Here is a 23,062-nt window from a genome sequence, read left to right as displayed (position 1 = left end):
AAAATTTAAAGTTATGTTAATAAAAAAAGCAACCCAAAAAGGTTGCTTTTTCATTAATATCAAATAGTAATTAAAACCTCATACCAATACCAAAACCAATTAATAATGGATTAATATCTACATCAGCAGGAACAGTAGCAGCTCCAGCATTTACAGTAACATCTGTACTTAAACCTATGTATTTAGCATCTACATTTAAAAACCATGTGTCATCTAAATCATAATCAAATCCAGCTTGAAATGCATAACCAAAAGAGTTTTTGTAAGATACATCAACAACAGCACCTGGATTAGCACTATAAAAAATAGTATAGTTACCACCAGCACCTACATAAGGTCTAAATTTATTTAAATTAAAGTGGTATTGTACCGTTAAAGTTGGAGGTAACAACCATACATGCCCTAAATCTACATTACCTAAAGCTGTTCCTACAGCATTTACATTATGTTTCGTAGTTCCTAAAATTAATTCAGCAGCAATGTTTTCAGTAAAAAAGTAGGTAAAATCAAGTTCAGGGATAAAACTGTTACTAATTTCAACATCTCCTCCAATAGTTCCTATTGTAGCAGATTCATTAGGCATTACAGACACCCATCTAAATCTAGCTTGCCATTTTTTCTCATCTTTTGTTTTTTCTTGAGCATTTATATTCCCTACTAATAATGCCCCGAAAATTAAGCCTAACACTAATTTTTTCATAATTTTTAAATTTAATTATTCACTTATTTCTAAGACAAAATTACTTTGAAGGTTTATCTAAAATCATGACTAAAATCATAGTTTATTATTTTTATAAATAAGCTTAACAATTATATTTATATTTGCTATTACTTATGCAAAAAAACATCAACATACAGAATAAAAAAGCTCGTTTTGAATACGAGATACTTGATAAATATACAGCTGGGATTCAACTTACAGGTACTGAAATAAAATCGATAAGACTTAGTAAGGCTCGTATTACCGAAAGTTTTTGTGAATTTAATGATCGAGGAGAGCTTTTTGTTATTAATATGTATATTGAAGAATACGCTTTTGGAAATAGCTATAATCATAAACCTAAAAGTGAACGCCGTTTATTATTAAATAAACGTGAATTAAAAAAACTTGAAAGAGAAGTTGAAGCCAAAGGAAACACTATAGTCCCTTTAAAGCTTTTTATCAATGAAAACGGTTGGGCTAAACTTGAAATAGCTTTAGCTAAAGGAAAAAAGACTCACGATAAACGCCAAACTATAAAAGATAGAGATAACAAAAAGAATTTGGCAAGAATTAAAAAAGCATTTAATTAATGCTTTCTGTTTTTTTTAATATAATTCGTTGGAAAGAACTTCTCTATTTTACCTTTATCCTCTTTCTCTTTAAATACTGCTTCTTATATGGTTGTGGTTTTAAAACAACACTGTCTTTTTTAGATTTAAGCATTTTAGCATTAGCTACTTCTTTTATAATAGCTACAGGTTATTTGTCTAGTTATTACAGACGAAAAAAAGGAAAAAAAAATGTTTTTCCTCTTCATAAGATAAAGAAATTTGTGATTCTTTTTTCATTTTTAGGTATTTCCCTAGGAACTTTATTGTCATTTAAAATAAACAAACCTTATTATAGTTTTATTTTCATTTGCTGCTTAATTGCTACCATTATTTATGCAGCTAACACTATGAATAAAACGTTTATTAATAGTATTGGTAGCTCGTTTTTAAAGCCTTTTATAATTCTAATCGTTTTATGGTTTGATGCTCCAATCAATTTAACTCCAACACAATGGGATTTATTTTTTAAATTACAATCTATTGCTATTTTATTTGCTATACTTTCTTTTTTAAGTAATCTCCTTAGAGATACTGTAATTGATATTAATAGAATAGATTATGATTATTCTCAAAAAAACACAACATTGCCCGTTATTTTAGGAAGAAAAAGGACTAGAAATATAGCTTTAATTTTAGTTATAGCCATATGTATTATTGTATTATATTTTTCTGTAACCTATATTAAAAGTAGAGTCTTTTTATTAGCTATTTTTCTACTTTGCACGATTCCTGAATTAATTATTATGTATTATTTAATCAATGCGAATAGTCCTAAAGGATATAAATTAGCCTCTAGAGCAATTAATATAGCCTATTTACTAGGTATTTTTAGTATTCCTGTTGTTACTTACTATTTTAAATATGTTATCAAATAAACTATCCAATTACAATATTATTCTCGCATCTAATTCACCTAGAAGGCAACAACTTCTTAAAGATTTAGATATTGATTTTGAAATAAGAACGAAAGAGGTTGAAGAAATTTATCCACCTGAATTATTAGGTACAGAAATAACTGATTTTTTAGCAGACTTAAAATCGAAACCTTTTATAGATGAACTAAATGATAACGATCTTTTAATTACATCAGACACTATTGTTTGGTTTAATAACAAAGCACTTGGTAAACCTAAAAATTATGAAGAGGCCTTTCAAATGCTTAAAGAGTTATCAAACAATACGCATCAGGTAATAACTTCTATATGTTTATCAGGAAAAGAACATAAGCATATATTAAATGATACAACAATAGTAACATTTAAAGAACTTACCGATGATGAAATTAACTATTATATAAATACCTACAAACCCTTTGATAAAGCTGGGGCTTATGGTATTCAAGAGTGGATTGGTAAAATAGGAATTACAAAGCTAGAAGGTAGTTATTTTAATGTTATGGGCTTTCCTGTTCATAAACTTTACAAAGAATTGATAAATTTGTAGCATACATTTTTATAAAAGATTATTTTTGACCCGTATTTCACACAACATAACTGATGAAAAAATATACTTATACTGAAAAAAAAGATACCAGATCTGGATTTGGTGATGGTTTAACTGAATTAGGAAAAACAAACGAAAATGTTGTTGCATTATGTGCAGACTTAACTGGATCGTTAAAAATGGGAGATTTTCAAAAAAATCATCCTGAGCGTTTTTTCCAAATTGGTATTGCAGAAGCTAATATGATGGGAATTGCAGCTGGATTAACTATAGGAGGTAAAATTCCTTTTACAGGAACTTTTGCAAACTTTTCTACTGGTCGTGTTTACGATCAAATCCGTCAATCAATTGCTTATTCAGATAAAAATGTAAAAATTTGTGCTTCTCATGCCGGATTAACTTTAGGTGAAGATGGAGCTACACACCAAATTTTAGAAGACATAGGTTTAATGAAAATGTTACCTGGTATGACAGTTATTAATACTTGTGATTACAGTCAAACAAAAGCAGCTACTATTGCTATTGCGGATTTTGACGGACCAGTTTACTTACGTTTTGGTAGACCAAAAGTACCGGTATTTATGACTGACGAGCCTTTTGAGATTGGTAAAGGAATTAAATTAACAGAAGGAAACGATGTTACTATTGTAGCAACTGGACACTTAGTTTGGGAAGCTTTACAAGCTGCAGAACAATTAGAAGAAAAAGGAATTTCTGCTGAAGTAATCAACATACATACAATTAAACCTTTAGATGAAGAGATTATTTTAAAATCTGTTGCTAAAACTGGTTGTATTGTTACTGCTGAAGAACATAATAAATATGGAGGTTTAGGAGAAAGCGTTGCTCGCTGTTTAGCTACTAACGCCCCTACTCCACAAGAATTTGTTGCTGTAAATGATACTTTTGGTGAATCTGCTACTCCTGCTGAATTAATGGAGAAATACGAAATAAATGATAAAGCAATCATTAAGGCTGTTGAAAAAGTAATTTCTAGAAAATAAACTTTCAAAACATAAAATTAGGAGCATCATTTTAATACTAAAATGGTGCTTCTTCATTTATACTCATCCAATATATTAATTAAAAATAAGTTTTATACATACACTCAAATCAAAAAAAGATGAAAAAAGTAATTTTAATCGTGCTTCTTTTTATAGGAAGTATTCAGTTTGCACAAAGTCAAATACATTTTGGAATTAAAGGTGGAGTTAACTATAATTCTAAATCTATTTCAAATGTAAGTAGTGATATTCTTAGTGGAGCAAAAAGTAAAACAGGATTTCACGCCGGTATTTGGTTACGTGGAAAAATTCCTATTTTAGGTTTATTTATTCAACCTGAATTAGTGTATACACAATTAAGTAACGAAGTTGTTTATTTACCTAAATCTGCAAATCCAAGTACTACTAGCTATGAGTTTAGAAAAATTGATATTCCTGTATTATTAGGAAAAAAAGTTTTTGGTATTGGACGTATTTTTGCTGGACCTTCTTTTCAATATGTTCTTGATGGAGATTTCAGTATAAGCGATATAACTAATGTAAAAGCTGATGGTTTTTCTGTTGGAATGCAACTAGGAGCTGGAATTGACTTAGGTAAATTAGGTTTAGATGTACGTTGGGAAAGGGCTTTTTCTGATACAGAAAGTAGTTTATTAAACACGAATACTGTTAATTTTGACACAAGAGTAAATCAAATTATTGTTGGTTTATCATATAGATTATAAAATATAATTTTATACACAAAAAAGCCGAAGTTTCTAAACTTCGGCTTTTTAATTTTATCTAATATCTCTATTTAAATAATCTGGTAATGTTGGATTGTTTGGATCACTAAAATCATTTCTTGGATCTCCATCTCCATTTGCATCTTCATCTTTCGTTAATTTACCATCACCGTCATCATCTGTATCGGCGTAATTAGGTCTATTATCTCCATCTGTATCATCATTTCTTGGGTCACCATCACCATCAACATCTTCAAAAATTGAAGGAACACCGTCTAAATCATCATCTGTGTTTTCAACAATATCCCAAAGCTCAATATAAAAAAGTAATTTATCATTTGGTAAAATAGAACCTTGAGGTAAATTTCTATATGCTAAACCAGAAGGTATAAATAATATTCCTTTACCACCATTTATATAAGTGATAGGTCCATTATTAGTTACATTTTCACCTCCTTTGAAGTGTACAAAACTATGTGTCCATCCTCTAATTACACGATTAAGTGAGAACCACGTTGTATTTTTATCAAAATCTGGGCTTAAACTATCTCTTCTAATAATTCTTTGTCCTCTATATTTAGCATATACAGAATCCATTACTGTAGGAAATCCTTTAGTTGGAACTGGAGTCCCCACCCTATTAACATAATAATATAATTTATAATCAATATCGTTTTCTTTTACATCCTTTGTTTTTAAGTTAGGATCATCAAATAAAGACGTTTGACCATTATCAATTACTTTAACCGAGTCTAAAGTTGCATTGTAATAGTTGTTCTTCAAAAAAGCTACTAAAGAATCGTTATCTATTACAGCTTGAGCTTCATGGTCAAAATTAGCAACAGTACTTGATCCTCCACATGAATATAAAACAACACTAACTATAGCGGCGTAAAAAAAAGATTTAAATTTTATCATTTAGTTTTGAAATTTTAACGCGCAATTTACCATTTTTATACCTTTGTAAAAAATGTATTTTAAATTTTAACCTTTTTATATGAGAATTGATAAATATCTGTGGTGTATTCGTTTATTTAAAACACGTAGCATAGCTACAGAAGCTTGTAAAAAAGGACATGTTAAAATTGATGGTACCAATTTAAAACCATCAAAAGACATCTTTGGAAACGAAGAAATTACCATCAGAAAAAATCAAATCAACTATAAGATTAAAGTTTTAGACATTCCACCTAATAGAGTTGGTGCTAAATTGGTTGATTTATATAGAAAAGATTTGACTCCTAAAGAGGAATTTGATAAAACTGAATTATTAAAATATTCGAAAGATTATTATAGAAAGAAAGGTACAGGAAGGCCTACCAAAAAAGATCGACGTGATATTGACGATTATTATGAAGATTCTAGTGAAAAAGACTTTAATTTATAATAACTTTACACAAAATTAGAACAACATGACATCTGCTGAGACTATTATTTTAACAAATACTCAAATAGAACAAAAAATTCGTAGAATTGCTTTTCAAATTTATGAGAGTAATAGTAATGAAAATGAAATTATTATAGCTGGAATTGCTAATAATGGTTATTTGTTTGCTGAAAAAATAGTGGAAGTATTATCTAAGATTTCTACTTTGAAGCCTGTGTTATGTAAAGTTTCTATAGATAAGAAAAATCCTATTACACCTATTAAAACTTCTTTAAAAGTAAATGAGTACGAAAACAAATCATTAGTTTTAGTTGATGATGTTTTAAATTCAGGTACGACTCTTATATATGGTGTAAAGCATTTTTTAGACGTACCTTTAAAACGTTTTAAAACAGCTGTATTAGTGAATAGAAATCATAAGAAATATCCTGTAAAAGCTGATTTTAAAGGAATATCTCTTTCTACTTCTATTAAAGAGCATGTAACTGTTGAGTTTAAAGAAAACGAAACTATTGCTTATTTAGATTAATGTTTTCTTCTAATTCCAAAAGAAGCTCTTCCTCTTTTTTATTATCTATTTTAAGTTTTATAGTTGCTTTATTATAAAAGTAACTTCTTTCAAATAAATGCTTGGCTATATATTCTGGCAATTCTTCTTCGCTAAGTCTTGCTACTAAAGGACGCTTGTTTCTTTCATTTTTAAGCCTTTCAACAATTGTATTTATGCTTGTTTGCATATATACTGTTTTTACATTTGTATCTGCTAACAACAATTCCATATTACCAGCATAACAAGGAGTTCCTCCTCCTAAAGCTAAAATAAAACTTGCATCAAGGGCTAACAATTCTTTTAAATAGAAATGTTCTTGCTTTCTAAAATATATTTCTCCTTTAGTTTCAAAAATTTCTGAAATGGATCTTTGTTCCTTTTCTTCAATATAATCGTCCAAATCAATCAAAGAAATTCCCTTTTTTTTGGCATATAACCTACCAATTGTAGATTTTCCACTCGCCATGTACCCTAATAAAACAATTTTCATAAACTAATAATTAAGCAGTTACAAATATGAGTAAAAATTATTACAAAAAAGCTTTTTTAGGTTAAAGAACAGTTGTATATTTGCAACCGCTTTTGCAAGGAAGCAATGACCGGGTAGCTCAGTTGGTAGAGCATCTCCCTTTTAAGGAGAGGGTCCTGGGTTCGAGCCCCAGCCCGGTCACCAAAAAGTTAAGCATTTGCTTAACTTTTTTAGTTTATGCACGTATGGCGGAATTGGTAGACGCGCAGGCTTGAGGGGCTTGTGTTCGTAAGAACGTGTGGGTTCGACTCCCACTATGTGCACAAAATCAAACTATTTATTTTCAAACACTTACAAGTTAAATTGTAGGTGTTTTTTTATACTTTTCATTAGGCTAGTAACTTTTTTAAAAAAAGTACATAGAAAAGGACATAGAACCACTCTTACAATACTGAATTATCTAGGTTTCAAATAGTGATACGTACAAGCCTTCTCTCCTATTATATACTTAAAAAAAGTACATATAAATAATTCCATTTTAGATTACTGTTTTCCGTATTTAATTATAACTCTTTTTGCTATTTTTGAGAAACCCTTATTTGAGTTTACACTAAACACAATTGTTATTATAAAATGAGAAAAAGCAAAAAAGAAATTAAAAATTGGGATGGAATTACCTACTTTATAATTGGTCTATCAGTTTTACTACTAATTTTTACATTTTTATCACCTTTAATTTTCACAGCTCCGTCTTCCATTGAAAGGTTGGATTTTTCAAAAACTGGTCAAATCGGTGATACAATTGGAGGTATTCTAAATCCTTTTATAGCATTAATTGGAGTTCTAATTACTTTTTTAGCTTTTTATATGCAGATTAAAGCAAATCAAATACAGATATCTCAATTTAATGAAGAGTTTGAAAAAGATAGAACTGAAAAAATTGAAGATGAAAGAAAAGACTGTTTAAATAAACTAAATTTATTGAAAGTTGATCTAGGAACAATAAAGAATGATATTAACTTAAAGGCTACGGAAATTAAAAAATATTATGAAGAAGAAAGAAACAATCCTTTCAAAACTAATAATTTACTTAGAACTCCGTCAAAAAAATACACTCGAGTTTTAGAAATTGATAGACTTTCTATATTTAAGGGCTTTAGTTATTTCCTAAATAAAAATACCGATTGGATTAAAGACTTTAGTAATTTATATAATATATTAGATTTCTTACCTGAGTTTTTTGATGATATTTATGAAAAACATGAGGCTCATTCAAAAGATTTATTTCAAAAGAAAATGAATATCAGAGATAATTTAATCCAATTGATGAATGAATTATCGAAGTTTATTAATTTGTACTTATCTGAAAATAATAGAGAAACATATTTATCATACAAAGCAAGTAGATTGGCTAATGAAACAGTAGCTCGTTATTACAATATTATCAATAGCAATTTTAATGATGATAATCAACCAATAAATGAGACCGATTTTGAGGAAATTAATGAAAATGTTTTATTATTCTTCATAACTAATGCTCTCGAACTAAAAAAAACTAAGGCTTATGATGATAGACTAAATCCCATAATTCAATTTTGTGGAGATTTAAGAAAGTATTTGTTTGAAATTAAACAACGTTCTTTTGAATTTTCAGAGTCTGTAGAAAGTCAGTATAACAGCTTAATGATTGATAATGAAAGCAATAAAAGCTATTATACTATTATTGATAATATACATGAAATGTTAAGGTCTGAATTGGAAAACTTAACAATAAAATAAACACTTATGCAAAATAACATAAACTGGAATGCTTGGACTTTACTTGTTGCAATATTAGCTCTTATAGCGTCTGTATTGATTCCTTATTTTCAGAAAAAATATGAAGAATTTAGAGCAAAAAGGAATTTTCAATATTATTTAAAAAAACAAATTGGATTAGTATTGAATTTGTTGACATTGGAAAAATTAGAATATCATGAACCTAGTGTTAAAACTCACCCAAAAAAGATCTTCTTTCAATAAGAGAATTTACACACAAGTTAAAAACAGACTTTGAAGAACATAAAAACACTGTTCAACCTAGAATAATTTTTATGCTACTTATGAATGTTCAAAACCTTTGCCATTTTACTTATCAGTTAAGGAATATAGTTTTAACTATAAAACTCCAGAGTATTACTGATAAAACACTTGAGCATGGTAAACAATTATCAAAAAAAGAATTGGATAAAATATATGGTTTAATTCTCATTTATGAAAGTTACATAGGTATTAGCTTATTCCATGATAAATTTGATAAGATTAAATCAATAAGAAGAGAATTTATTAATGATACTTGGAAAGGGCTTAAAGTAGAAAAAGATCTCTTAAATAATCAAAATAGACTAAATGAAGATTTATTAATTCTAAATGATAACGAAAACAGTCTTAATGAAATCTATGCTATTTTGACTATAGTTGATAGAAAAACAAAAGAATATTTTAGTCTAAAAAATAATTAACAAACATATAAAACTATTGATATTCAAAAATTTTTAAATAATTTACTTTTGAAAACAGTACATAAAAAAGTACATATAACTAATAAACAATTAATATTAACTCAAAAAACTAACTTACTGAAAAACAGTATTTAAAAATACACTAAAATTAGTGTACTAAATTGAGGGGCTTGTGTTCGTAAGGACGTGCGGGTTCGACTCCCGCTATGTGCACAGAAAAAAATCTGTATACCACTATTTATTGTGATATACAGATTTTTTTATTTTTGAATTCTTTATTTATTCTTTTTATAAATCACTCTCAATATTCTACTTATTTGTTAAAGAATACTATTCAACGATACTTTAACTCTTTTTATCTAAAAAGACAAAATTCAACTCGACTCCTACTCTATCTTTGAAGTATAAATTAAGATTTTGTTTTTCATTTTATAGTTTGATTAATTAGTTAAAAAGAAGTTATCCGGGGGGACGCTTCTTTTTTTTTGTACATATTTTACGGTATTACCTTACTTATTTTACGGTTTTTTAGATTAAAAACATTTTGTGACCATATATTTTTGCGCCCTCATATTTTATTTGAAAAAAGTTATAAAAGAGATTATATAAGTTTTCACAATTTAATTCCCTTTTCTTAGGCTCCTTCGGGAGCTTTTTTTGACTTCTTCAGAGTTTTACTTTCTAATTATTTTCCTCTTTTAGATATAGTGTTTTACCTCACCTTTTCTGAGGTTTCTAACTATGTAAACTTTAACCCTCATACAGTACTTTAGATAATTAAAATTTGATGCTTTTAAAAATTATTAAGTATCAACTATAACCAAACTTTATAAAACTATATTAATCATGGAAAAGATTAAATTAAACTTTATCAATCGATCAGCTGATGTTAATAACAGTAGTATTGTTATCTTTCAACAAAATGTTGCTGAAAATTTTAATGAAACCGCAATTGCATGGAAAGTGATTGAAAACTGTGGAAGGTTGGATAATCATCCTTTTACATATCCTTTGCATTTTGATGTTAGCGCAAGCGATTCTTATGGAAATTTTACTCCACAAATGCAAGCATATGATGGTGATGCTTTTGAAATGATTAAAGATGCATCTGGTGATGTTCTACAAAAATCAGCTACTCCTGCCTATAGTACTAAAGAAGTTGAAATTAGAAATAATTTAACATCTGGAGCTATCAATGCTAATTGTTATAAAGATGGTAAACTATTAGCCTCTAAAACCAATTTAGTTCCAGGACAAAAGGCTGTTTTTGAATTTCAACCTAAAATCAACATTGGAGTTGTTTCTCAAATTCAGGAAGGCGAAGAAATGAATGCTTCCATAATATCTAATATTAATACTGAAATTAATTTATCAGGAATTCAAAGTGCTGATATAGTAATGACTGGTGGTGGATCTGGTGTAAGCGCTACTCCCTTTAATTTCATCTTAGAAAATATTAACCAATAATTATTCTTGCCTATAAAATAGCTGCCATAAGCTTTTTATAGGCTTTTTCGCATTCCAATTTTATTTGTTCTATAATTTACTTCTACATTCTTAATTAGAAGCATAAGTATTTTTATTACTTAATAGAATTTTATTTTATCTATTAATTTTCATCTTTTTATCGAAGGTAAATTGCGTTTTAACGAAAGAAACACACTTAAAAACGTTATTAATCAGATATTTACCATACTCAAACACTTTAAATATTATATCATGGCTTTACAAATCTCAGAAAAAAAAGGAATTTTTTATTTAAAAGGAAAAATTAACTGTACAACAGTTAAGTCTTTTATTACCTATTTTGAACATTATATTTCAAAAAACAAGAAAACGGTAATTAACCTTGATAAGATAAAAGAAATTGATTCTGATGGATTAAAAGCTATTAAAAAATTAAGGACTTTAGCTATTAAGAATCAAAAAATATTTTCTACCATAGGTAATGGTGCAAAAGATATATTTAATCGTTTAAATCCAGCTTCTTAAAGCTATTTATTACATGAGTTAAATTTTAAATTTTTACTCTATGATTAATTTATTCCCCCTACTAAGTTTATCTAAAAATGAACCTGAGAAACTAAACGCTAATGAAACTAGTTTTACTCAAAAAGTATGCAATGTTTTAGATATACTAATTTGTATTATAATTGCCATAGGTTATACAATTTTATTAATCAACACAGCTACATATTTTCATAATATAATATTTTATTTCTCAATCTTACTGATGTTTATTTCTACGGGGGTACGTATAATGTATTACGATAAGAAAAATATTCTTTTATCTTTTAATACTTACGTTTACTATACATTTGTATTTACTTTTATTTTTAGAACACTTGTATTAATTTTTATTGGTATTTGATACTACAAAAAGGTTCTGTAAAATAAAAATAGCTTTTAAATTTATTCTAAAATTTAAAAACGAAGCTATTCCTTCTCAATCTTCTTATAACGATAACTTGGGTATACATAGATACTTAGATAAAACCTCAGCAACTTATATGTATACTATATTAACTGGTGATTGTGTATTAGATAGTGAACCAGCTGATAAAAACTCATTTTACTGGAAAACAGGCTTACTTGTCTCAAAAAACTAGTCATAAAACAGCTTATTGATTAATGCTTTTTTAAAGGAATTAATTCTAATTGCAAATAAATTAAATAGTATAAATAAAAAAACCCACTCAAAAAATTGAGTGGGAAAATTGCTATGAAAAAGAAATCTTATTGACGTCTCAATAAGATAACTACAATATAGTATTTTTAATTTAAAAAAACAATAATTTTTAAAAATTTCACTTCAGCAATAAAATATTTATAATTAATGATTTACTTGTCATTTTTAATATTTCTAATTTCTGTTAACTTTCAGAAAAACACCATTCATCGATACTTTATTTCTCTTCATCTAATTTTCATTAAAACAAGTATATCTCTAAACTATCTTTGAAGTATAGATTTAAAATTTGATTTTTCATTTTTACAGTTTGATAGATTAGTTAGTTATTTGAGAAGAAGTGTCTGGAGGTGATAACTTCTTCTCTTTTTTTATACTATTCTTATTTTAAAAACTCCCTTGGTTTCTATTTTATTGGCAGTGTTGGTAGGGTTTTCTGCTATTCAACCGTTATTATTTAAAATAAATGCCATTATGAGAAAAATTAAATCCTTTTTATTATTCCTTCTTTTATTATTCACTTTTACTTGCTTAATACTTATTTCTTAAATTAAACCTTATTCTTATAAGGCTTTAAAAAAAGCAAATTATACTAACATGTAGCATTAAACTTAATAGGAGTTTTATGCTACATTATTTTTTTATTTTCTGATTTACTTGGATATGATTTTGCTAGAAATAGGCAAAAAAAAAGGAACACTTTCAGTTCCTTTTCGAAGTTAGTCTTAACAAAAGCCCCCCGGCTTTAAATTTTGACATTTCGAGAACGAAAATAACAAGTTTATTTCGATAGACAAAATTAATAGAACAAAAAAATCACTGTATAAAAAAGAGTGATTTCCCTTAAAAAATCACTCTTCTACAAATAAAATATTTCCAATTATTTTTTACTATTTCTTATACCTCAACTTTCCAGTTTCTATACCAATTGCTGTTTTAGCTAAAACTGTAAAAATTAAAGCTCCCATTGCCCAAATACCTAGTGTAACACCTATTTCTATTGCTGTTGGCGTATACTCTGCTATTTTACCATAAGGTCCTGGAATAAAACCTGGTACTATTAAGCCAAAACCTTTTTCTATCCAAATTGCTATAAAAAGAATAAAACAAGCAAAGTATAATACTTTTAAATTGTTACGTAGCTTATGAAACGTTAGTATTACCGTTGCTAATACATTTAAAGAAATAGCTGTCCATATCCAAGGTAACAAAGCCGTTTTTCCATCCAAACCAAAAAACAGATAATAAGCACTTTCACTGTGATGCGTAGGGGCATAAAACTCTTTAAATAATTCAGAAATTAACATAATAATATTAATCTGAGCAGCAACAGTAACTACCATTGCTAACTTCTTCAAAGTTTTGTCTTCTATTTTAAATGCTGTAAACGATCTTATAATAGCCAATACTATAATAATTAAAGCTGGTCCAGCTGCAAATGCAGAAGCTAAAAAGCGAGGTCCTAACAAGGCATTATTCCAAAACGGTCGTGCTTGTAATCCTTGATATAAAAATGCTGTTACTAAGTGTATTCCTACTGCCCAAAAAACTGATAATATTGCTCCTGGTACATAAACACTCTTTTTAGATTCTTTTCCTTGATAGTGCCTAAATAATATATAAAATGGAATTGTAATATTTAAAAATAAGTATCCATTTAAAACAATTACATCCCAAGTTAACATTGAATTTGGAAAATTAAAAACTCCAATACCTGGTATCATATGCCATAATACAGAAGGTCCTCCCATGTCTGCTACTACAAAAGCTAAACACATAATAAGAGCTGCTACTGCAAGCCCCTCTCCTATTAATACCGCTTGTTTAAAATCAATATCCTTTAATACATAGGTTGGCATTACCAGCATAACTGCCGCAGCCGCTACTCCTACTAAGAATGTAAAGTTAGAAATATATAATCCCCAACTAACTCTATCTGTCATTCCGGTTACACTAAGTCCATGTTCTAGTTGAATTGAATAACAATACATTCCAACAAGCATTACTAAAGTTAAAAAAGCCATCCATAAGTGGTACTTTTTAGAACCTTGTGTAATTATATTTAAACTGTCTTTTACTAAACTTGTAAAAACTTTAAGTCTTCTCATACTATATATTTTAGTCCATGAAGTACCAGAACTTTGGTTCTGTACCTAAATCTTCTTTTAATCTGAATACTTTTTTATTTTCTAGCACCCAACGTATAGAACTATTTGGATCTAGTAGGTTTCCAAAAATTCTAGCCCCCGTAGGACATGCCTCTACACAAGCTGGATTTTTTCCAGCTCTAGAACGCTGTACACAGAAAGTACATTTTTCCATGACTCCTTTTTTACGCATTCTATTTCCTAAGTAATGTTGATTTTTATTAATCTCTTCTTCAGGAACTTCAGGCTTACTCCAATTGAATCGACGTCCGTCATATGGACAAGCTGCCATACAGTATCTACATCCTACACACCAATCATAATCGACCACTACCAAACCATCTTTTTCTCTCCAAGTTGCTTGTACTGGGCAAACCTCAACACATGGTGGGTTATCACAATGAAAACACTGGGTTCCCATATAGAAATGTCCTTCTGCTGGTACTTCATGATAATAATTATCATCAGCTTCATTAAAATTAAAGCCTTTTCCATCCTTCATTTCATGAATTCGAATGTACTGCATTTGAGAATTTCTATCTTGATTATTTTCTTCAACACAGGCACTTACACAATCCATATATCCTTGACATTTTGATATATTAAATGCATATCCAAATAACACATCCTCTTCTGCATTTTTAGAAGACATGTTTATTGTTTTTCCTGTACGTAATTGATATGAACGAACTAATCTATTCACTGTTGCTTCCTTCTCTTCATCCGTCATCAATTTATAGTTTCCTTTAAATTGCTCTTCCCAGTCTATTTGAGCTTTCTCTTTAGTATCACTACTTGTTGTTACACTACAAGAAGTTGTTACCGCTCCAGCTCCTATTAATAAACTTGCTGTTAGCTTTTTAAAAGCACTACGCCTATCCATTTTCACATCAAAAACTTGTTCAAAACCATCTCTATGACGTTCTTCCCCTATAGATGCATCAACTGCTGCTTCAAAGAATTCTTCTTTGCTAAGTTCTTTCTTTGAAGAATTAGAATTACATCCTCCTTCTATCTTACCACATCCGCAAGAATTTGATTTTTGTTTATGTCTGCTATTTAGGTTTAGAGTAAACCATTTTTTATTGTTATTGCTCATGCCTAAATTATTTACGTTCTTTAACTTTTTGTGTATTAAATCGTGCTGGCCACTTAGTATGAAAACTTGGCGAGTGCGGATTATGACAGTTTACACATGTCATTGATGCTCTAGGTGGTGCCCAACTATTAATTATTTTTCCATGTGCTCCGCCAGTCCAATCTTTATATTGCTTTTGATGGCATTGACTACATAGTTTGTAACTTTTATTAAAATCTATTCCATGTCCAGTAATACTTCTTAACTCATCCATATTATCGCTATTATGACATGTAGTGCAATTCATTGTATTAGAATTTGCATGATTTAGTTTAATATTCCAATGCGCCTTTTTGATATCTCCAGATTTCATCTTAGCCAAAGGTTGTGTATGACATTCTGTGCATTTAAAAGATTTAATTTTATCTTTTCTTGTAGGTATTTTAAACGTGATTTCGTTTTCTGTTACTTCAATCATGTTTAAACCATCAATAAAATTTTCTGATGAAACCGACACTCCTTTATAATGCTTACTCTCTGCCTCTATCTTATCTGTAATACTATGATACTCGTGTTCTTTGTGTTTACATGAAATCATTAAAAAAGCAATGACAAACAAGTAACTAACTAATTTTATGTATTTATTTTTCTTCATTAGTTTTCCATTTTTCTGATAAAGTTTCCTATATCTACTGTTACTTTATTATTAGGTACGTGACACTGACGACAATTAATTCTTTCTGGGTGCGATACTCTAATTTCTTTAGGTGCACTAGGTCCTGCATGACATGCTAAACAATTTTCTCTTAATTGTAATTGATGTGGAATTGCTGGTGGACTCCCCAATAAAGCATTATTATTACCTACTGTAGGAATAGTGCCTTTTTTAAAGTTATTTGCTACAAATAATGAATTACTTTTCTGCGGAACATGACATTGACGACAATTTACCAGTTCGGGATGAGGAGTAACAGGTGTGTATGCTTTAAATTTCTCTACATATCCTCCATTTTCGTGACACTTTAAACAACTATTCTCTCCCATGTTTCTCTCACTATTTACATCATGAGGAATACTTGGTGGCGCACCATAGAAGGCTCTATTATTATAATAATTTTTCATGCTTCGTTGATGCGTTTCATCTACAGGCATTTCAACATAATCTAAAGCATGCTTTGAACGTTTAAAAACACCTTTTTCTAATGGGATAATTGGAGTTAGCCCGCTTTCTTTTATGAGAACATATGTATCCTCTCTTCCAGTCTGATAGCTATAATTCCATATTGCAATAAAAGCAATAAAAAGAATTACAAATAAAGATATAATACCTAATCGTTTTCTCATGACCTTATACTTTTTCTACTTTAACTGCACACTTTTTATAATCTGGCTCTTTAGAAATAGGACAAAAAGCATCTAAAGTAACATCGTTGATTAACATGTTTTCATCAAAGAAGGGAACAAAAACCTGACCTTTAGTTGGTAAACCTCTTTCGTTTATTGATGCAGGTAATACACAAGATCCTCTACGAGAAGAAACCTTAACTTTTTCTCCATTTCTAATTCCTAAGGCATTTGCATCTTCTGGATGAAACTCAACATAAGCATTTGGCATTGCTTTATGTAAAACAGGGATTCTACGTGTCATAGAGCCTGTATGCCAATGTTCAATTACACGTCCTGTATTTAACCAAAATGGATATTCATTATCTGGTACTTCTGGCGCTGGTTCGTATGGACGTTGCCATATTACAGCTTTACCATCTGGCTTTCCATAAAAATGAAACTCTTCTCCATTGCTACAAGCAGGATCATATTTAGAATTAAAACGCCATTGTGTCGATTTTCCATTTACATAAGGCCATATTACACCCGATTCTTTTTTAAGAACTTCAATTGGAGCCATGTTATGCTTTTTACCTGCATGAAATTGACGGTATTCATTATAAATTTCTTCAACATGGTTTTCTCTTGAATAAGGGAACAAATCACCATACCCCATACGTTTCGCTACTTCTATAAACATCCAAGCATCTGGGGTTGTTTCTCCAGGTCCTTCTACCATTTTATCCCAGTGTTGAGTTCTTCGTTCTGAATTTCCATATAATCCAGATTTTTCTATATGCCAAGATGCAGGTAAAATAACATCTGCAACATCAGAAGTTGGAGTTGGAAATACATCTGATACAACTACGAAACAAGATTTTTTTTCCATCCCTGGACGGAATCTACTTGTTCTTGGTAAAGACACTAGTGGGTTTACTGCTTGTGTCCATATAAACTTAATATCACCTCTATCTACTGCTCTAAACATCTCTGTAGCATGATATGTAGGTTTAGCAGGGATTTTTTCCACTGGAACTTTCCATATTTTAGCTGCTTTAGCTCTATGCTTAGGATTCATTACAACTCCTTTAGGCAACTTGTGTGTAAATGTTCCTACCTCACGTGCAGTACCACAAGCTGAAGGCTGACCTGTTAAAGAGAAAGGACCATTACCTGGTTGTGAAATTTTACCAGTTAATAAATGAATATTATAAATAATATTATTCATCCATGTACCTCTGGTATGTTGATTAACTCCCATACACCATAATGACATTACTTTTTTGTTTGGATCACCATATATTGAAGCTAAATACTTAATATCTTTTACAGAAACTTTCGTTAGTTTTGATACTTTCTCTGGAGAATAGTCTTCTAAAAAAGCCTTGTACTCTTCGAAGTTTATTTTTGTGGGTTTGTCTTTAAACTTATATTTATCTTCTAATCCATACCCCATCTTAGTAAGTCCTTTACTAAAATTACAGTACTTCTCTACAAAAGATTTATTTACCCAACCATTATTTATAATCTCATAACAAATAGCATTACCAACTGCTAAATCTGTTTGAGGTTGAAACAATATAGATCTATCCGCTGCCATACTAGAACGTGTTGTTCTAGTAGCAAAATCGATAATCTTAGCACCTCTAATATTTTTTTGCTCTAACATTCTAGAAAATAAAACTGGATGCATTTCAGCCATATTATTACCCCAAGTTATGTAGTAATCTGCGTAATCGAAATCTTCATAACATCCCATAGGCTCATCTGCACCAAACGTGGTTAAGAAACCAGCAACAGCACTTGCCATACATAAACGAGCATTACAATCTAAATTATTAGTACCAATAGCTCCTTTCATGAATTTAGAAGCTACATAGCCTTCGGGTATTGTAGATTGCCCAGAAGTATACATTGCAACAGAATCTTTACCATGTTTTTCAATGGTTTCTTTCATCTTATTCGCTACTATATCTAAAGCTTCATTAAGTGGTGTTTTTACATAGACTCCATTCTTTTTAACTAAAGCATGCTCTAATCTATCTTTTGCTTGAATACACATTATTTGATGGTATCCTTTTACACATAGTAATCCTTTATTTACTGTAGAATTTGGATCACCTTTAACGGCAACTGCTTTTCCATTTTCTACTCCGACTAGAATTCCACAACCTACACCGCAAAAACGACATGGTCCTTTTTTCCAATCTAAACTTCTTCCCTCTACTCCTTCTAATTGCTCGTTAGCAAAAATAATTCCAGGGAACATAGCTGCTGCAGCTGTCATTGCTGCAGTAGCAGCCATTTTTTTTATAAAACTTCGTCTACTTGATAATGAGGCGCTCATATGGTATCTATTTTATTGGTGTATTAAATCCTGAAACCAAGGCTAGTAATTTTAAACTCTTTATGGTTTCTATAACTTCTTTTAACTTTTTATCTTCTGCATCATCTTTAGTCTCTGTAACAACTACAAGAACATTTTGATTTTCAGCAGGTATAATTTCACAGCCATTTAAAACAGAAATTGCTTGTTGAAGCTCTTCTTTTTTTCCTTCGTGTGGATGTGCTAAATAACTTTTAATAGGCATAGAAAATTGATATTTAATTGTTTAACAAATTACAGAAATACTCAATAGGAATCATATGACATTTATCATAACTAACAGTTTATCAAAACGTTATATCTCCATAAATATAACGAAACCCTTACAGAATCTTAGATTTCAATCACTTAGTAAAGCGTAAAACCTTTAATATTTTATTAATTTATTTTTAGTATAAATAAGAATAAGCAAGAGTGATATATATCATAGTTAGCTTTTACTATTTAAAATAGTTTTGAGCTATTAAACATTTGATTATGATATATAAAATAAAAAGTAGGATATGGATTGAGGCTGATAACAAGATGTTTTTAGGGGAAGGAAGAATAAAACTATTAAAATCTATTCATAGGACTAACTCTATATCAAAATCGGCTAAAGAACTAGGAATGTCTTATAAAAAGGCTTGGAATTTAATAGACTCTGTTAATAAATCAAACCACAAACCTATTGTTATAAAAAGTACTGGAGGCTCAAAAGGTGGTGGAACTAAACTTACCCCCTATGGAAAAAAGATGATTGATATTTTCGATACAATTAATATGAATTGTTGGAAGTATTTAGACAAACAGTTAAAAAAATTACACGAAATAGATTAACTACAAATTAATAAAAGATAAAAAAGTCTTTTAATATGATATTAATCATATTTTAACTTAAAACTGCTCCATAAATTTGTACATGAATTATAAATCTTACACAGATGAAAATAAAAATTCCCTTACTATCATTTATACTTTTGGTCTTTTTTATCTCATGTAAAGAGACTAAAAATCAAGCTTCTAATAATGATACAAAAGCTACTACAACAGTACATAAAGGACAAGCAGCAGTAGTTGATAAAGATTCTGAAGCAAATGCTTTACAAGTAGCAAAATCCTTAGATAATTTTAAAACATTGGTCGTAGCTGTAAAAGCCGCAGGTGTAGAAGATGCACTTGTAAATGCTGGTCCATTAACTGTATTCGCTCCTATCAATACAGCTTTCGATAAACTTCCTGAAGGAACCGTAGAAACATTATTAAAACCAGAAAACAAATCACAGTTAGCTTTTGTACTCAAAAACCATGTAGCTCCAGCTAATTACCCAATAAAAACTTTGGAGAAAAATGTTAGAAAAAACAGAAAGCTATATATGGCATCTGGGAAATATTTAGATGTTACAAAACAAGGTAACGATTTATATGTGGGAAATACAAAAATTTTAAAATCGGTAAAAGTAAGTAACGGATGGGTCCATGTTATTGGAGATGTCTTAGTACCTAAAGATAACTAATCCTTAAATCAATTTAGCATATGAAATTACAAAACCTACTAACAACGCTTCTAATCATAGTTTTCATAAGCTGTGGTGGTAATGATAAAAAAAGACCTTCTTATAATTCTTCAACAGTATCTAAAGAAGCAGTAAAGAAAACACCTGCTAAAAAAGTAGTAAAAAAAGCTACTGAAAGCGGAACAATTGATTTAAACAATAAAGGAATAGGTCCTGTTAAATCTTTAAAATTAGATCCTACAATTAATACAGCAATGGCTGAAGAAGGTAAACTATTATTTAAAAATAAGTGTTCATCATGTCATAGAGTAAATAGAAAATTTATAGGACCAAACCCTACAGGTATCCTAGAAAGACGTTCTCCAGAATGGGTTATGAATATGATTTTAAACCCAGAAGAAATGGTAAAAAAAGATCCTATAGCTAAAGAATTACTAATCAAGTTCAATGGTTCTCCAATGGCAAATCAGAATTTAACTGAAAAAGAATCAAGAGCTGTATTAGAATATTTCAGAACCTTATAACAACCAAAAACAAGAATTTATGAAAACTACAATTAAAATATTTCTTGCAATAATCTCATCATCACTGTTTTTGATTAGCTGCGGGAACAATAATAAAAAAGGAACCAGCAACGGTGTATTATCAGGAAATAATGCTGATAAAGTATACGTAGCTCCTGGAGAACACGATGAATTCTATGCCTTTGTATCTGGTGGATTCAGTGGACAATTATCTGTATATGGATTACCATCTGGAAGATTATTTAAAGTTATTCCTGTATTTTCAGTAGATGCTGAAAAAGCTTGGGGATTTAACGAAGAAACCAAACCAATGCTAAATACTTCTCATGGCTTTATTCCTTGGGATGATGCCCATCACCCTGATATCTCTCAAACCAATGGTGTTTTAGATGGTCGATTTGTATTTATCAATGGAAACAATACACCTCGTATTGCTAAGATAGACTTGTCTACTTTTGAAACTACTGAAATCATTGAGATTCCTAATACAGCAGGGAACCACAGTTCGTCATATGTAACAGAAAATACAGAGTATGTAGTAGCAGGAACTCGTTTTGCTATACCAGTCCCTCAAAGAGATATGCCTATTAAAGAATACAAAGGTAATTTTAAAGGAGCCTTATCATTTATTAAAGTAGATCCAGAAGATGGAGGAATGGATTTAGAGTTTCAAATTTTAATGCCTGGATTCGATTATGACAAAGCACATCCCGGACGAGGAGATTCTAAAGATTGGTTTTTCTTTACCACTTACAATACTGAAGAAGCAAATACATTATTAGAAGTAAATGCTTCACAAAATGATAAAGACTTTATTACGGCTATTAACTGGAAAAAAGTAGCTGATTATGTAAAAAACGGAGGAGGAAAAAAGATGCCTGCTAACTATGCCCATAATGTATATGATGAGCATACACATTCAGCAACATCTACCATGAAAAAAGAAGTTTTAGTTATTGATCCTTCTGAAGTACCTGGAGCAATTTATTTCTTACCTACCCCTAAATCTCCTCACGGTTGTGATGTGAGTCCTGATGGTGAATACATTGTAGGTAGTGGAAAATTATCAGCAGATTTAACGGTACACTCTTACAGTAAGATGATGAAAGCTATTGAAGATAAATCTTTTGATGGTGACGCATACGGAATTCCTATTTTGAATTTTGAAGCTATTAATGCTGGTAGTGTAAAGCAAGCAGGTTTAGGACCTTTACATACAGAATTTGATAATGAAGGAAATGCTTATACTACGTTCTTTATTTCTTCCGAAGTTGTAAAATGGAAATTAGGTTCATGGGAAGTAATCGATAGAAAGCCTACTTATTATTCACCTGGACACTTAATGGTTCCTGGAGGAAACTCTCGTAAACCATTTGGTAAATACGTATTGGTTATGAATAAAATAACAAAAGACCGTTATTTACCTACAGGTCCAGAAGTAACACAGTCGGCACAGTTATATGATATTTCTGGAGAAAAAATGGAGCTATTACTAGATTTCCCTACTGTTGGAGAGCCTCATTATGCTGCTGGTATTCCTGCTGATTTAGTAAAACCTCGTTCTAAAAAGTTTTTCAAATTAGAAGATAATAAACATCCTTTTGTAACTAAAAGCGAAGCAGATGCTAAAGTAGTTAGAGATGGTAATACTGTACATGTATACATGACCATGATTCGTAGTCACTTTGCCCCTGACAACATTGAAGGAATTAAAGTAGGCGATAAAGTATACTTCCATATTACCAACTTAGAACAAGATTACGATGTTCCCCATGGAGTAAGCATGATTGGTGCAAATACTTCTGAATTATTAATTATGCCTGGACAAACTGAAACATTTTTATGGGAACCAAAACAAGTAGGTGTTTGGCCATTCTATTGTACTGATTTTTGTTCGGCGCTGCATCAAGAGATGCAAGGATATGTTAGAGTATCCCCTAAAAGCTCTAACATAGAATTATCCTGGTCTTTAGATGGTGAGTAATTAATTTTTTTTGATTGACTGGCTGCTTGAGTTTTGAGA

Annotated in this window: 25 protein-coding genes and 2 tRNA genes; 18 read left to right on the top strand and 9 right to left on the bottom strand. The window is 29.9% G+C overall.

The features are described 5' to 3' along the window. Positions 1-70: 70 nt before the first annotated feature. A complete protein-coding gene (locus ACOQN8_RS14845; RefSeq protein ID WP_420553251.1) occupies positions 71-700 on the bottom strand; it encodes an OmpW/AlkL family protein in 630 nt (209 codons plus the stop codon). A gap of 134 nt (positions 701-834) precedes the next feature. Between ACOQN8_RS14845 and smpB the strand changes: the two genes are divergently transcribed. The 5 genes from smpB (at position 835) to ACOQN8_RS14820 (ending at position 4,486) form a co-directional block, all read left to right on the top strand. Beyond that, a complete protein-coding gene (smpB, locus tag ACOQN8_RS14840; protein ID WP_150898721.1) occupies positions 835-1,293 on the top strand; it encodes an SsrA-binding protein SmpB in 459 nt (152 codons plus the stop codon). Beyond that, the gene (locus tag ACOQN8_RS14835) at positions 1,293-2,189 is read left to right on the top strand and encodes a UbiA prenyltransferase family protein (RefSeq protein WP_420553250.1); all 897 of its coding nucleotides are present in this window, start codon (positions 1,293-1,295) and stop codon (positions 2,187-2,189) included. The genes smpB and ACOQN8_RS14835 overlap by 1 nt, the downstream gene beginning before the upstream one ends. Further along, positions 2,176-2,757: a Maf-like protein gene (locus tag ACOQN8_RS14830; RefSeq protein ID WP_420553249.1), complete on the top strand. Its 582-nt coding sequence runs from the start codon at positions 2,176-2,178 to the stop codon at positions 2,755-2,757. The genes ACOQN8_RS14835 and ACOQN8_RS14830 overlap by 14 nt, the downstream gene beginning before the upstream one ends. A 53-nt stretch (positions 2,758-2,810) precedes the next feature. Next, positions 2,811-3,761: a transketolase family protein gene (locus tag ACOQN8_RS14825; RefSeq protein ID WP_235275434.1), complete on the top strand. Its 951-nt coding sequence runs from the start codon at positions 2,811-2,813 to the stop codon at positions 3,759-3,761. 119 nt (positions 3,762-3,880) lie between these two features. Further along, positions 3,881-4,486 (top strand): porin family protein, encoded by a 606-nt coding sequence (locus tag ACOQN8_RS14820; protein WP_420553248.1) that lies wholly within the window; start codon positions 3,881-3,883, stop codon positions 4,484-4,486. 54 nt (positions 4,487-4,540) lie between these two features. Here the strand turns inward: ACOQN8_RS14820 and ACOQN8_RS14815 are convergent, their stop codons facing one another. After that, a complete protein-coding gene (locus tag ACOQN8_RS14815) occupies positions 4,541-5,404 on the bottom strand; it encodes an FKBP-type peptidyl-prolyl cis-trans isomerase (protein WP_272149151.1) in 864 nt (287 codons plus the stop codon). A 79-nt stretch (positions 5,405-5,483) separates the two neighbouring features. On the opposite strand from ACOQN8_RS14815, the gene ACOQN8_RS14810 reads away from it, so the two are divergent. Both ACOQN8_RS14810 and ACOQN8_RS14805 read left to right on the top strand, forming a co-directional pair. Next, a complete protein-coding gene (locus ACOQN8_RS14810; RefSeq protein ID WP_150898727.1) occupies positions 5,484-5,873 on the top strand; it encodes an RNA-binding S4 domain-containing protein in 390 nt (129 codons plus the stop codon). A gap of 25 nt (positions 5,874-5,898) precedes the next feature. Beyond that, positions 5,899-6,402, top strand: coding sequence for a phosphoribosyltransferase family protein (locus ACOQN8_RS14805; protein ID WP_420553247.1), 504 nt, complete (start codon positions 5,899-5,901; stop codon positions 6,400-6,402). Here the strand turns inward: ACOQN8_RS14805 and ACOQN8_RS14800 are convergent. After that, entirely contained in the window at positions 6,383-6,913 is a 531-nt protein-coding gene (locus ACOQN8_RS14800) for a shikimate kinase (RefSeq protein ID WP_420553246.1), read from the bottom strand. The genes ACOQN8_RS14805 and ACOQN8_RS14800 overlap by 20 nt on opposite strands. Before the next feature lie 107 nt (positions 6,914-7,020). On the opposite strand from ACOQN8_RS14800, the gene ACOQN8_RS14795 reads away from it, so the two are divergent. The 7 genes from ACOQN8_RS14795 (at position 7,021) to ACOQN8_RS14765 (ending at position 11,385) form a co-directional block, all read left to right on the top strand. After that, a tRNA-Lys gene (locus ACOQN8_RS14795) sits at positions 7,021-7,096 on the top strand. Positions 7,097-7,131: 35 nt separating this feature from the next. Then, positions 7,132-7,215: transfer RNA gene (locus ACOQN8_RS14790), tRNA-Leu, on the top strand. Between the two features lie 310 nt (positions 7,216-7,525). Beyond that, positions 7,526-8,671: a hypothetical protein gene (locus tag ACOQN8_RS14785; protein WP_420553245.1), complete on the top strand. Its 1,146-nt coding sequence runs from the start codon at positions 7,526-7,528 to the stop codon at positions 8,669-8,671. A gap of 6 nt (positions 8,672-8,677) precedes the next feature. Beyond that, positions 8,678-8,914, top strand: a complete 237-nt coding sequence (locus ACOQN8_RS14780; RefSeq protein ID WP_420553244.1) for a hypothetical protein — start codon at positions 8,678-8,680, stop codon at positions 8,912-8,914. An 80-nt stretch (positions 8,915-8,994) separates the two neighbouring features. Next, the gene (locus ACOQN8_RS14775; RefSeq protein ID WP_420553243.1) at positions 8,995-9,393 is read left to right on the top strand and encodes a hypothetical protein; all 399 of its coding nucleotides are present in this window, start codon (positions 8,995-8,997) and stop codon (positions 9,391-9,393) included. 846 nt (positions 9,394-10,239) lie between these two features. After that, entirely contained in the window at positions 10,240-10,860 is a 621-nt protein-coding gene (locus ACOQN8_RS14770; protein WP_420553242.1) for a hypothetical protein, read from the top strand. 252 nt (positions 10,861-11,112) lie between these two features. Beyond that, entirely contained in the window at positions 11,113-11,385 is a 273-nt protein-coding gene (locus ACOQN8_RS14765; protein WP_420553241.1) for an STAS domain-containing protein, read from the top strand. 1,587 nt (positions 11,386-12,972) lie between these two features. Here ACOQN8_RS14765 and dsrP read toward each other — a convergent pair. The 6 genes from dsrP to ACOQN8_RS14735 are packed head-to-tail and all read right to left on the bottom strand — an operon-like array spanning position 12,973 to position 19,224. Continuing rightward, the gene (dsrP, locus tag ACOQN8_RS14760) at positions 12,973-14,190 is read right to left on the bottom strand and encodes a sulfate reduction electron transfer complex DsrMKJOP subunit DsrP (RefSeq protein WP_150898732.1); all 1,218 of its coding nucleotides are present in this window, start codon (positions 14,188-14,190) and stop codon (positions 12,973-12,975) included. A gap of 10 nt (positions 14,191-14,200) precedes the next feature. After that, positions 14,201-15,328: a 4Fe-4S dicluster domain-containing protein gene (locus tag ACOQN8_RS14755; RefSeq protein ID WP_420553240.1), complete on the bottom strand. Its 1,128-nt coding sequence runs from the start codon at positions 15,326-15,328 to the stop codon at positions 14,201-14,203. Positions 15,329-15,335: 7 nt separating this feature from the next. Continuing rightward, positions 15,336-15,962, bottom strand: coding sequence for a cytochrome c3 family protein (locus tag ACOQN8_RS14750; RefSeq protein ID WP_420553239.1), 627 nt, complete (start codon positions 15,960-15,962; stop codon positions 15,336-15,338). After that, complete coding sequence (locus ACOQN8_RS14745) at positions 15,962-16,651, bottom strand: nitrate reductase cytochrome c-type subunit (RefSeq protein WP_420553238.1); 690 nt, start codon at positions 16,649-16,651, stop codon at positions 15,962-15,964. The genes ACOQN8_RS14750 and ACOQN8_RS14745 overlap by 1 nt, the downstream gene beginning before the upstream one ends. 4 nt (positions 16,652-16,655) lie before the next feature. Then, positions 16,656-18,980: a molybdopterin-dependent oxidoreductase gene (locus ACOQN8_RS14740; protein ID WP_420553237.1), complete on the bottom strand. Its 2,325-nt coding sequence runs from the start codon at positions 18,978-18,980 to the stop codon at positions 16,656-16,658. A gap of 7 nt (positions 18,981-18,987) precedes the next feature. Then, a complete protein-coding gene (locus ACOQN8_RS14735; protein WP_150898740.1) occupies positions 18,988-19,224 on the bottom strand; it encodes a hypothetical protein in 237 nt (78 codons plus the stop codon). Between the two features lie 272 nt (positions 19,225-19,496). On the opposite strand from ACOQN8_RS14735, the gene ACOQN8_RS14730 reads away from it, so the two are divergent. The 4 genes from ACOQN8_RS14730 to nosZ all read left to right on the top strand — a co-directional run bounded on the left by ACOQN8_RS14730 (position 19,497) and on the right by nosZ (position 23,023). After that, positions 19,497-19,838, top strand: coding sequence for a winged helix-turn-helix domain-containing protein (locus ACOQN8_RS14730; RefSeq protein WP_235275447.1), 342 nt, complete (start codon positions 19,497-19,499; stop codon positions 19,836-19,838). 104 nt (positions 19,839-19,942) lie between these two features. Next, a complete protein-coding gene (locus ACOQN8_RS14725; protein ID WP_420553236.1) occupies positions 19,943-20,515 on the top strand; it encodes a fasciclin domain-containing protein in 573 nt (190 codons plus the stop codon). 20 nt (positions 20,516-20,535) lie between these two features. Next, positions 20,536-21,039, top strand: a complete 504-nt coding sequence (locus ACOQN8_RS14720) for a c-type cytochrome (RefSeq protein WP_150898744.1) — start codon at positions 20,536-20,538, stop codon at positions 21,037-21,039. Positions 21,040-21,058: 19 nt separating this feature from the next. Further along, positions 21,059-23,023, top strand: a complete 1,965-nt coding sequence (gene nosZ / locus ACOQN8_RS14715; RefSeq protein WP_150898745.1) for a Sec-dependent nitrous-oxide reductase — start codon at positions 21,059-21,061, stop codon at positions 23,021-23,023. The last annotated feature ends 39 nt before the right edge of the window (positions 23,024-23,062 follow it).

The organism is Tenacibaculum aiptasiae, assembly GCF_965221665.1.
GTDB classification, from domain to species: domain Bacteria; phylum Bacteroidota; class Bacteroidia; order Flavobacteriales; family Flavobacteriaceae; genus Polaribacter; species Polaribacter aiptasiae.
This window is presented reverse-complemented; position numbering and strand designations above follow the sequence as displayed.

What these genes read in the sequence shown, in the direction of transcription:
- ACOQN8_RS14845 (WP_420553251.1), bottom strand. Translation starts at nt 700, where the DNA reads ATGAAAAAATTAGTGTTAGGCTTAATTTTCGGGGCATTATTAGTAGGG.
- smpB (WP_150898721.1), top strand. Translation starts at nt 835, where the DNA reads ATGCAAAAAAACATCAACATACAGAATAAAAAAGCTCGTTTTGAATAC.
- ACOQN8_RS14835 (WP_420553250.1), top strand. Translation starts at nt 1,293, where the DNA reads ATGCTTTCTGTTTTTTTTAATATAATTCGTTGGAAAGAACTTCTCTAT.
- ACOQN8_RS14830 (WP_420553249.1), top strand. Translation starts at nt 2,176, where the DNA reads ATGTTATCAAATAAACTATCCAATTACAATATTATTCTCGCATCTAAT.
- ACOQN8_RS14825 (WP_235275434.1), top strand. Translation starts at nt 2,811, where the DNA reads ATGAAAAAATATACTTATACTGAAAAAAAAGATACCAGATCTGGATTT.
- ACOQN8_RS14820 (WP_420553248.1), top strand. Translation starts at nt 3,881, where the DNA reads ATGAAAAAAGTAATTTTAATCGTGCTTCTTTTTATAGGAAGTATTCAG.
- ACOQN8_RS14815 (WP_272149151.1), bottom strand. Translation starts at nt 5,404, where the DNA reads ATGATAAAATTTAAATCTTTTTTTTACGCCGCTATAGTTAGTGTTGTT.
- ACOQN8_RS14810 (WP_150898727.1), top strand. Translation starts at nt 5,484, where the DNA reads ATGAGAATTGATAAATATCTGTGGTGTATTCGTTTATTTAAAACACGT.
- ACOQN8_RS14805 (WP_420553247.1), top strand. Translation starts at nt 5,899, where the DNA reads ATGACATCTGCTGAGACTATTATTTTAACAAATACTCAAATAGAACAA.
- ACOQN8_RS14800 (WP_420553246.1), bottom strand. Translation starts at nt 6,913, where the DNA reads ATGAAAATTGTTTTATTAGGGTACATGGCGAGTGGAAAATCTACAATT.
- ACOQN8_RS14785 (WP_420553245.1), top strand. Translation starts at nt 7,526, where the DNA reads ATGAGAAAAAGCAAAAAAGAAATTAAAAATTGGGATGGAATTACCTAC.
- ACOQN8_RS14780 (WP_420553244.1), top strand. Translation starts at nt 8,678, where the DNA reads ATGCAAAATAACATAAACTGGAATGCTTGGACTTTACTTGTTGCAATA.
- ACOQN8_RS14775 (WP_420553243.1), top strand. Translation starts at nt 8,995, where the DNA reads ATGAATGTTCAAAACCTTTGCCATTTTACTTATCAGTTAAGGAATATA.
- ACOQN8_RS14770 (WP_420553242.1), top strand. Translation starts at nt 10,240, where the DNA reads ATGGAAAAGATTAAATTAAACTTTATCAATCGATCAGCTGATGTTAAT.
- ACOQN8_RS14765 (WP_420553241.1), top strand. Translation starts at nt 11,113, where the DNA reads ATGGCTTTACAAATCTCAGAAAAAAAAGGAATTTTTTATTTAAAAGGA.
- dsrP (WP_150898732.1), bottom strand. Translation starts at nt 14,190, where the DNA reads ATGAGAAGACTTAAAGTTTTTACAAGTTTAGTAAAAGACAGTTTAAAT.
- ACOQN8_RS14755 (WP_420553240.1), bottom strand. Translation starts at nt 15,328, where the DNA reads ATGAGCAATAACAATAAAAAATGGTTTACTCTAAACCTAAATAGCAGA.
- ACOQN8_RS14750 (WP_420553239.1), bottom strand. Translation starts at nt 15,962, where the DNA reads ATGAAGAAAAATAAATACATAAAATTAGTTAGTTACTTGTTTGTCATT.
- ACOQN8_RS14745 (WP_420553238.1), bottom strand. Translation starts at nt 16,651, where the DNA reads ATGAGAAAACGATTAGGTATTATATCTTTATTTGTAATTCTTTTTATT.
- ACOQN8_RS14740 (WP_420553237.1), bottom strand. Translation starts at nt 18,980, where the DNA reads ATGAGCGCCTCATTATCAAGTAGACGAAGTTTTATAAAAAAAATGGCT.
- ACOQN8_RS14735 (WP_150898740.1), bottom strand. Translation starts at nt 19,224, where the DNA reads ATGCCTATTAAAAGTTATTTAGCACATCCACACGAAGGAAAAAAAGAA.
- ACOQN8_RS14730 (WP_235275447.1), top strand. Translation starts at nt 19,497, where the DNA reads ATGATATATAAAATAAAAAGTAGGATATGGATTGAGGCTGATAACAAG.
- ACOQN8_RS14725 (WP_420553236.1), top strand. Translation starts at nt 19,943, where the DNA reads ATGAAAATAAAAATTCCCTTACTATCATTTATACTTTTGGTCTTTTTT.
- ACOQN8_RS14720 (WP_150898744.1), top strand. Translation starts at nt 20,536, where the DNA reads ATGAAATTACAAAACCTACTAACAACGCTTCTAATCATAGTTTTCATA.
- nosZ (WP_150898745.1), top strand. Translation starts at nt 21,059, where the DNA reads ATGAAAACTACAATTAAAATATTTCTTGCAATAATCTCATCATCACTG.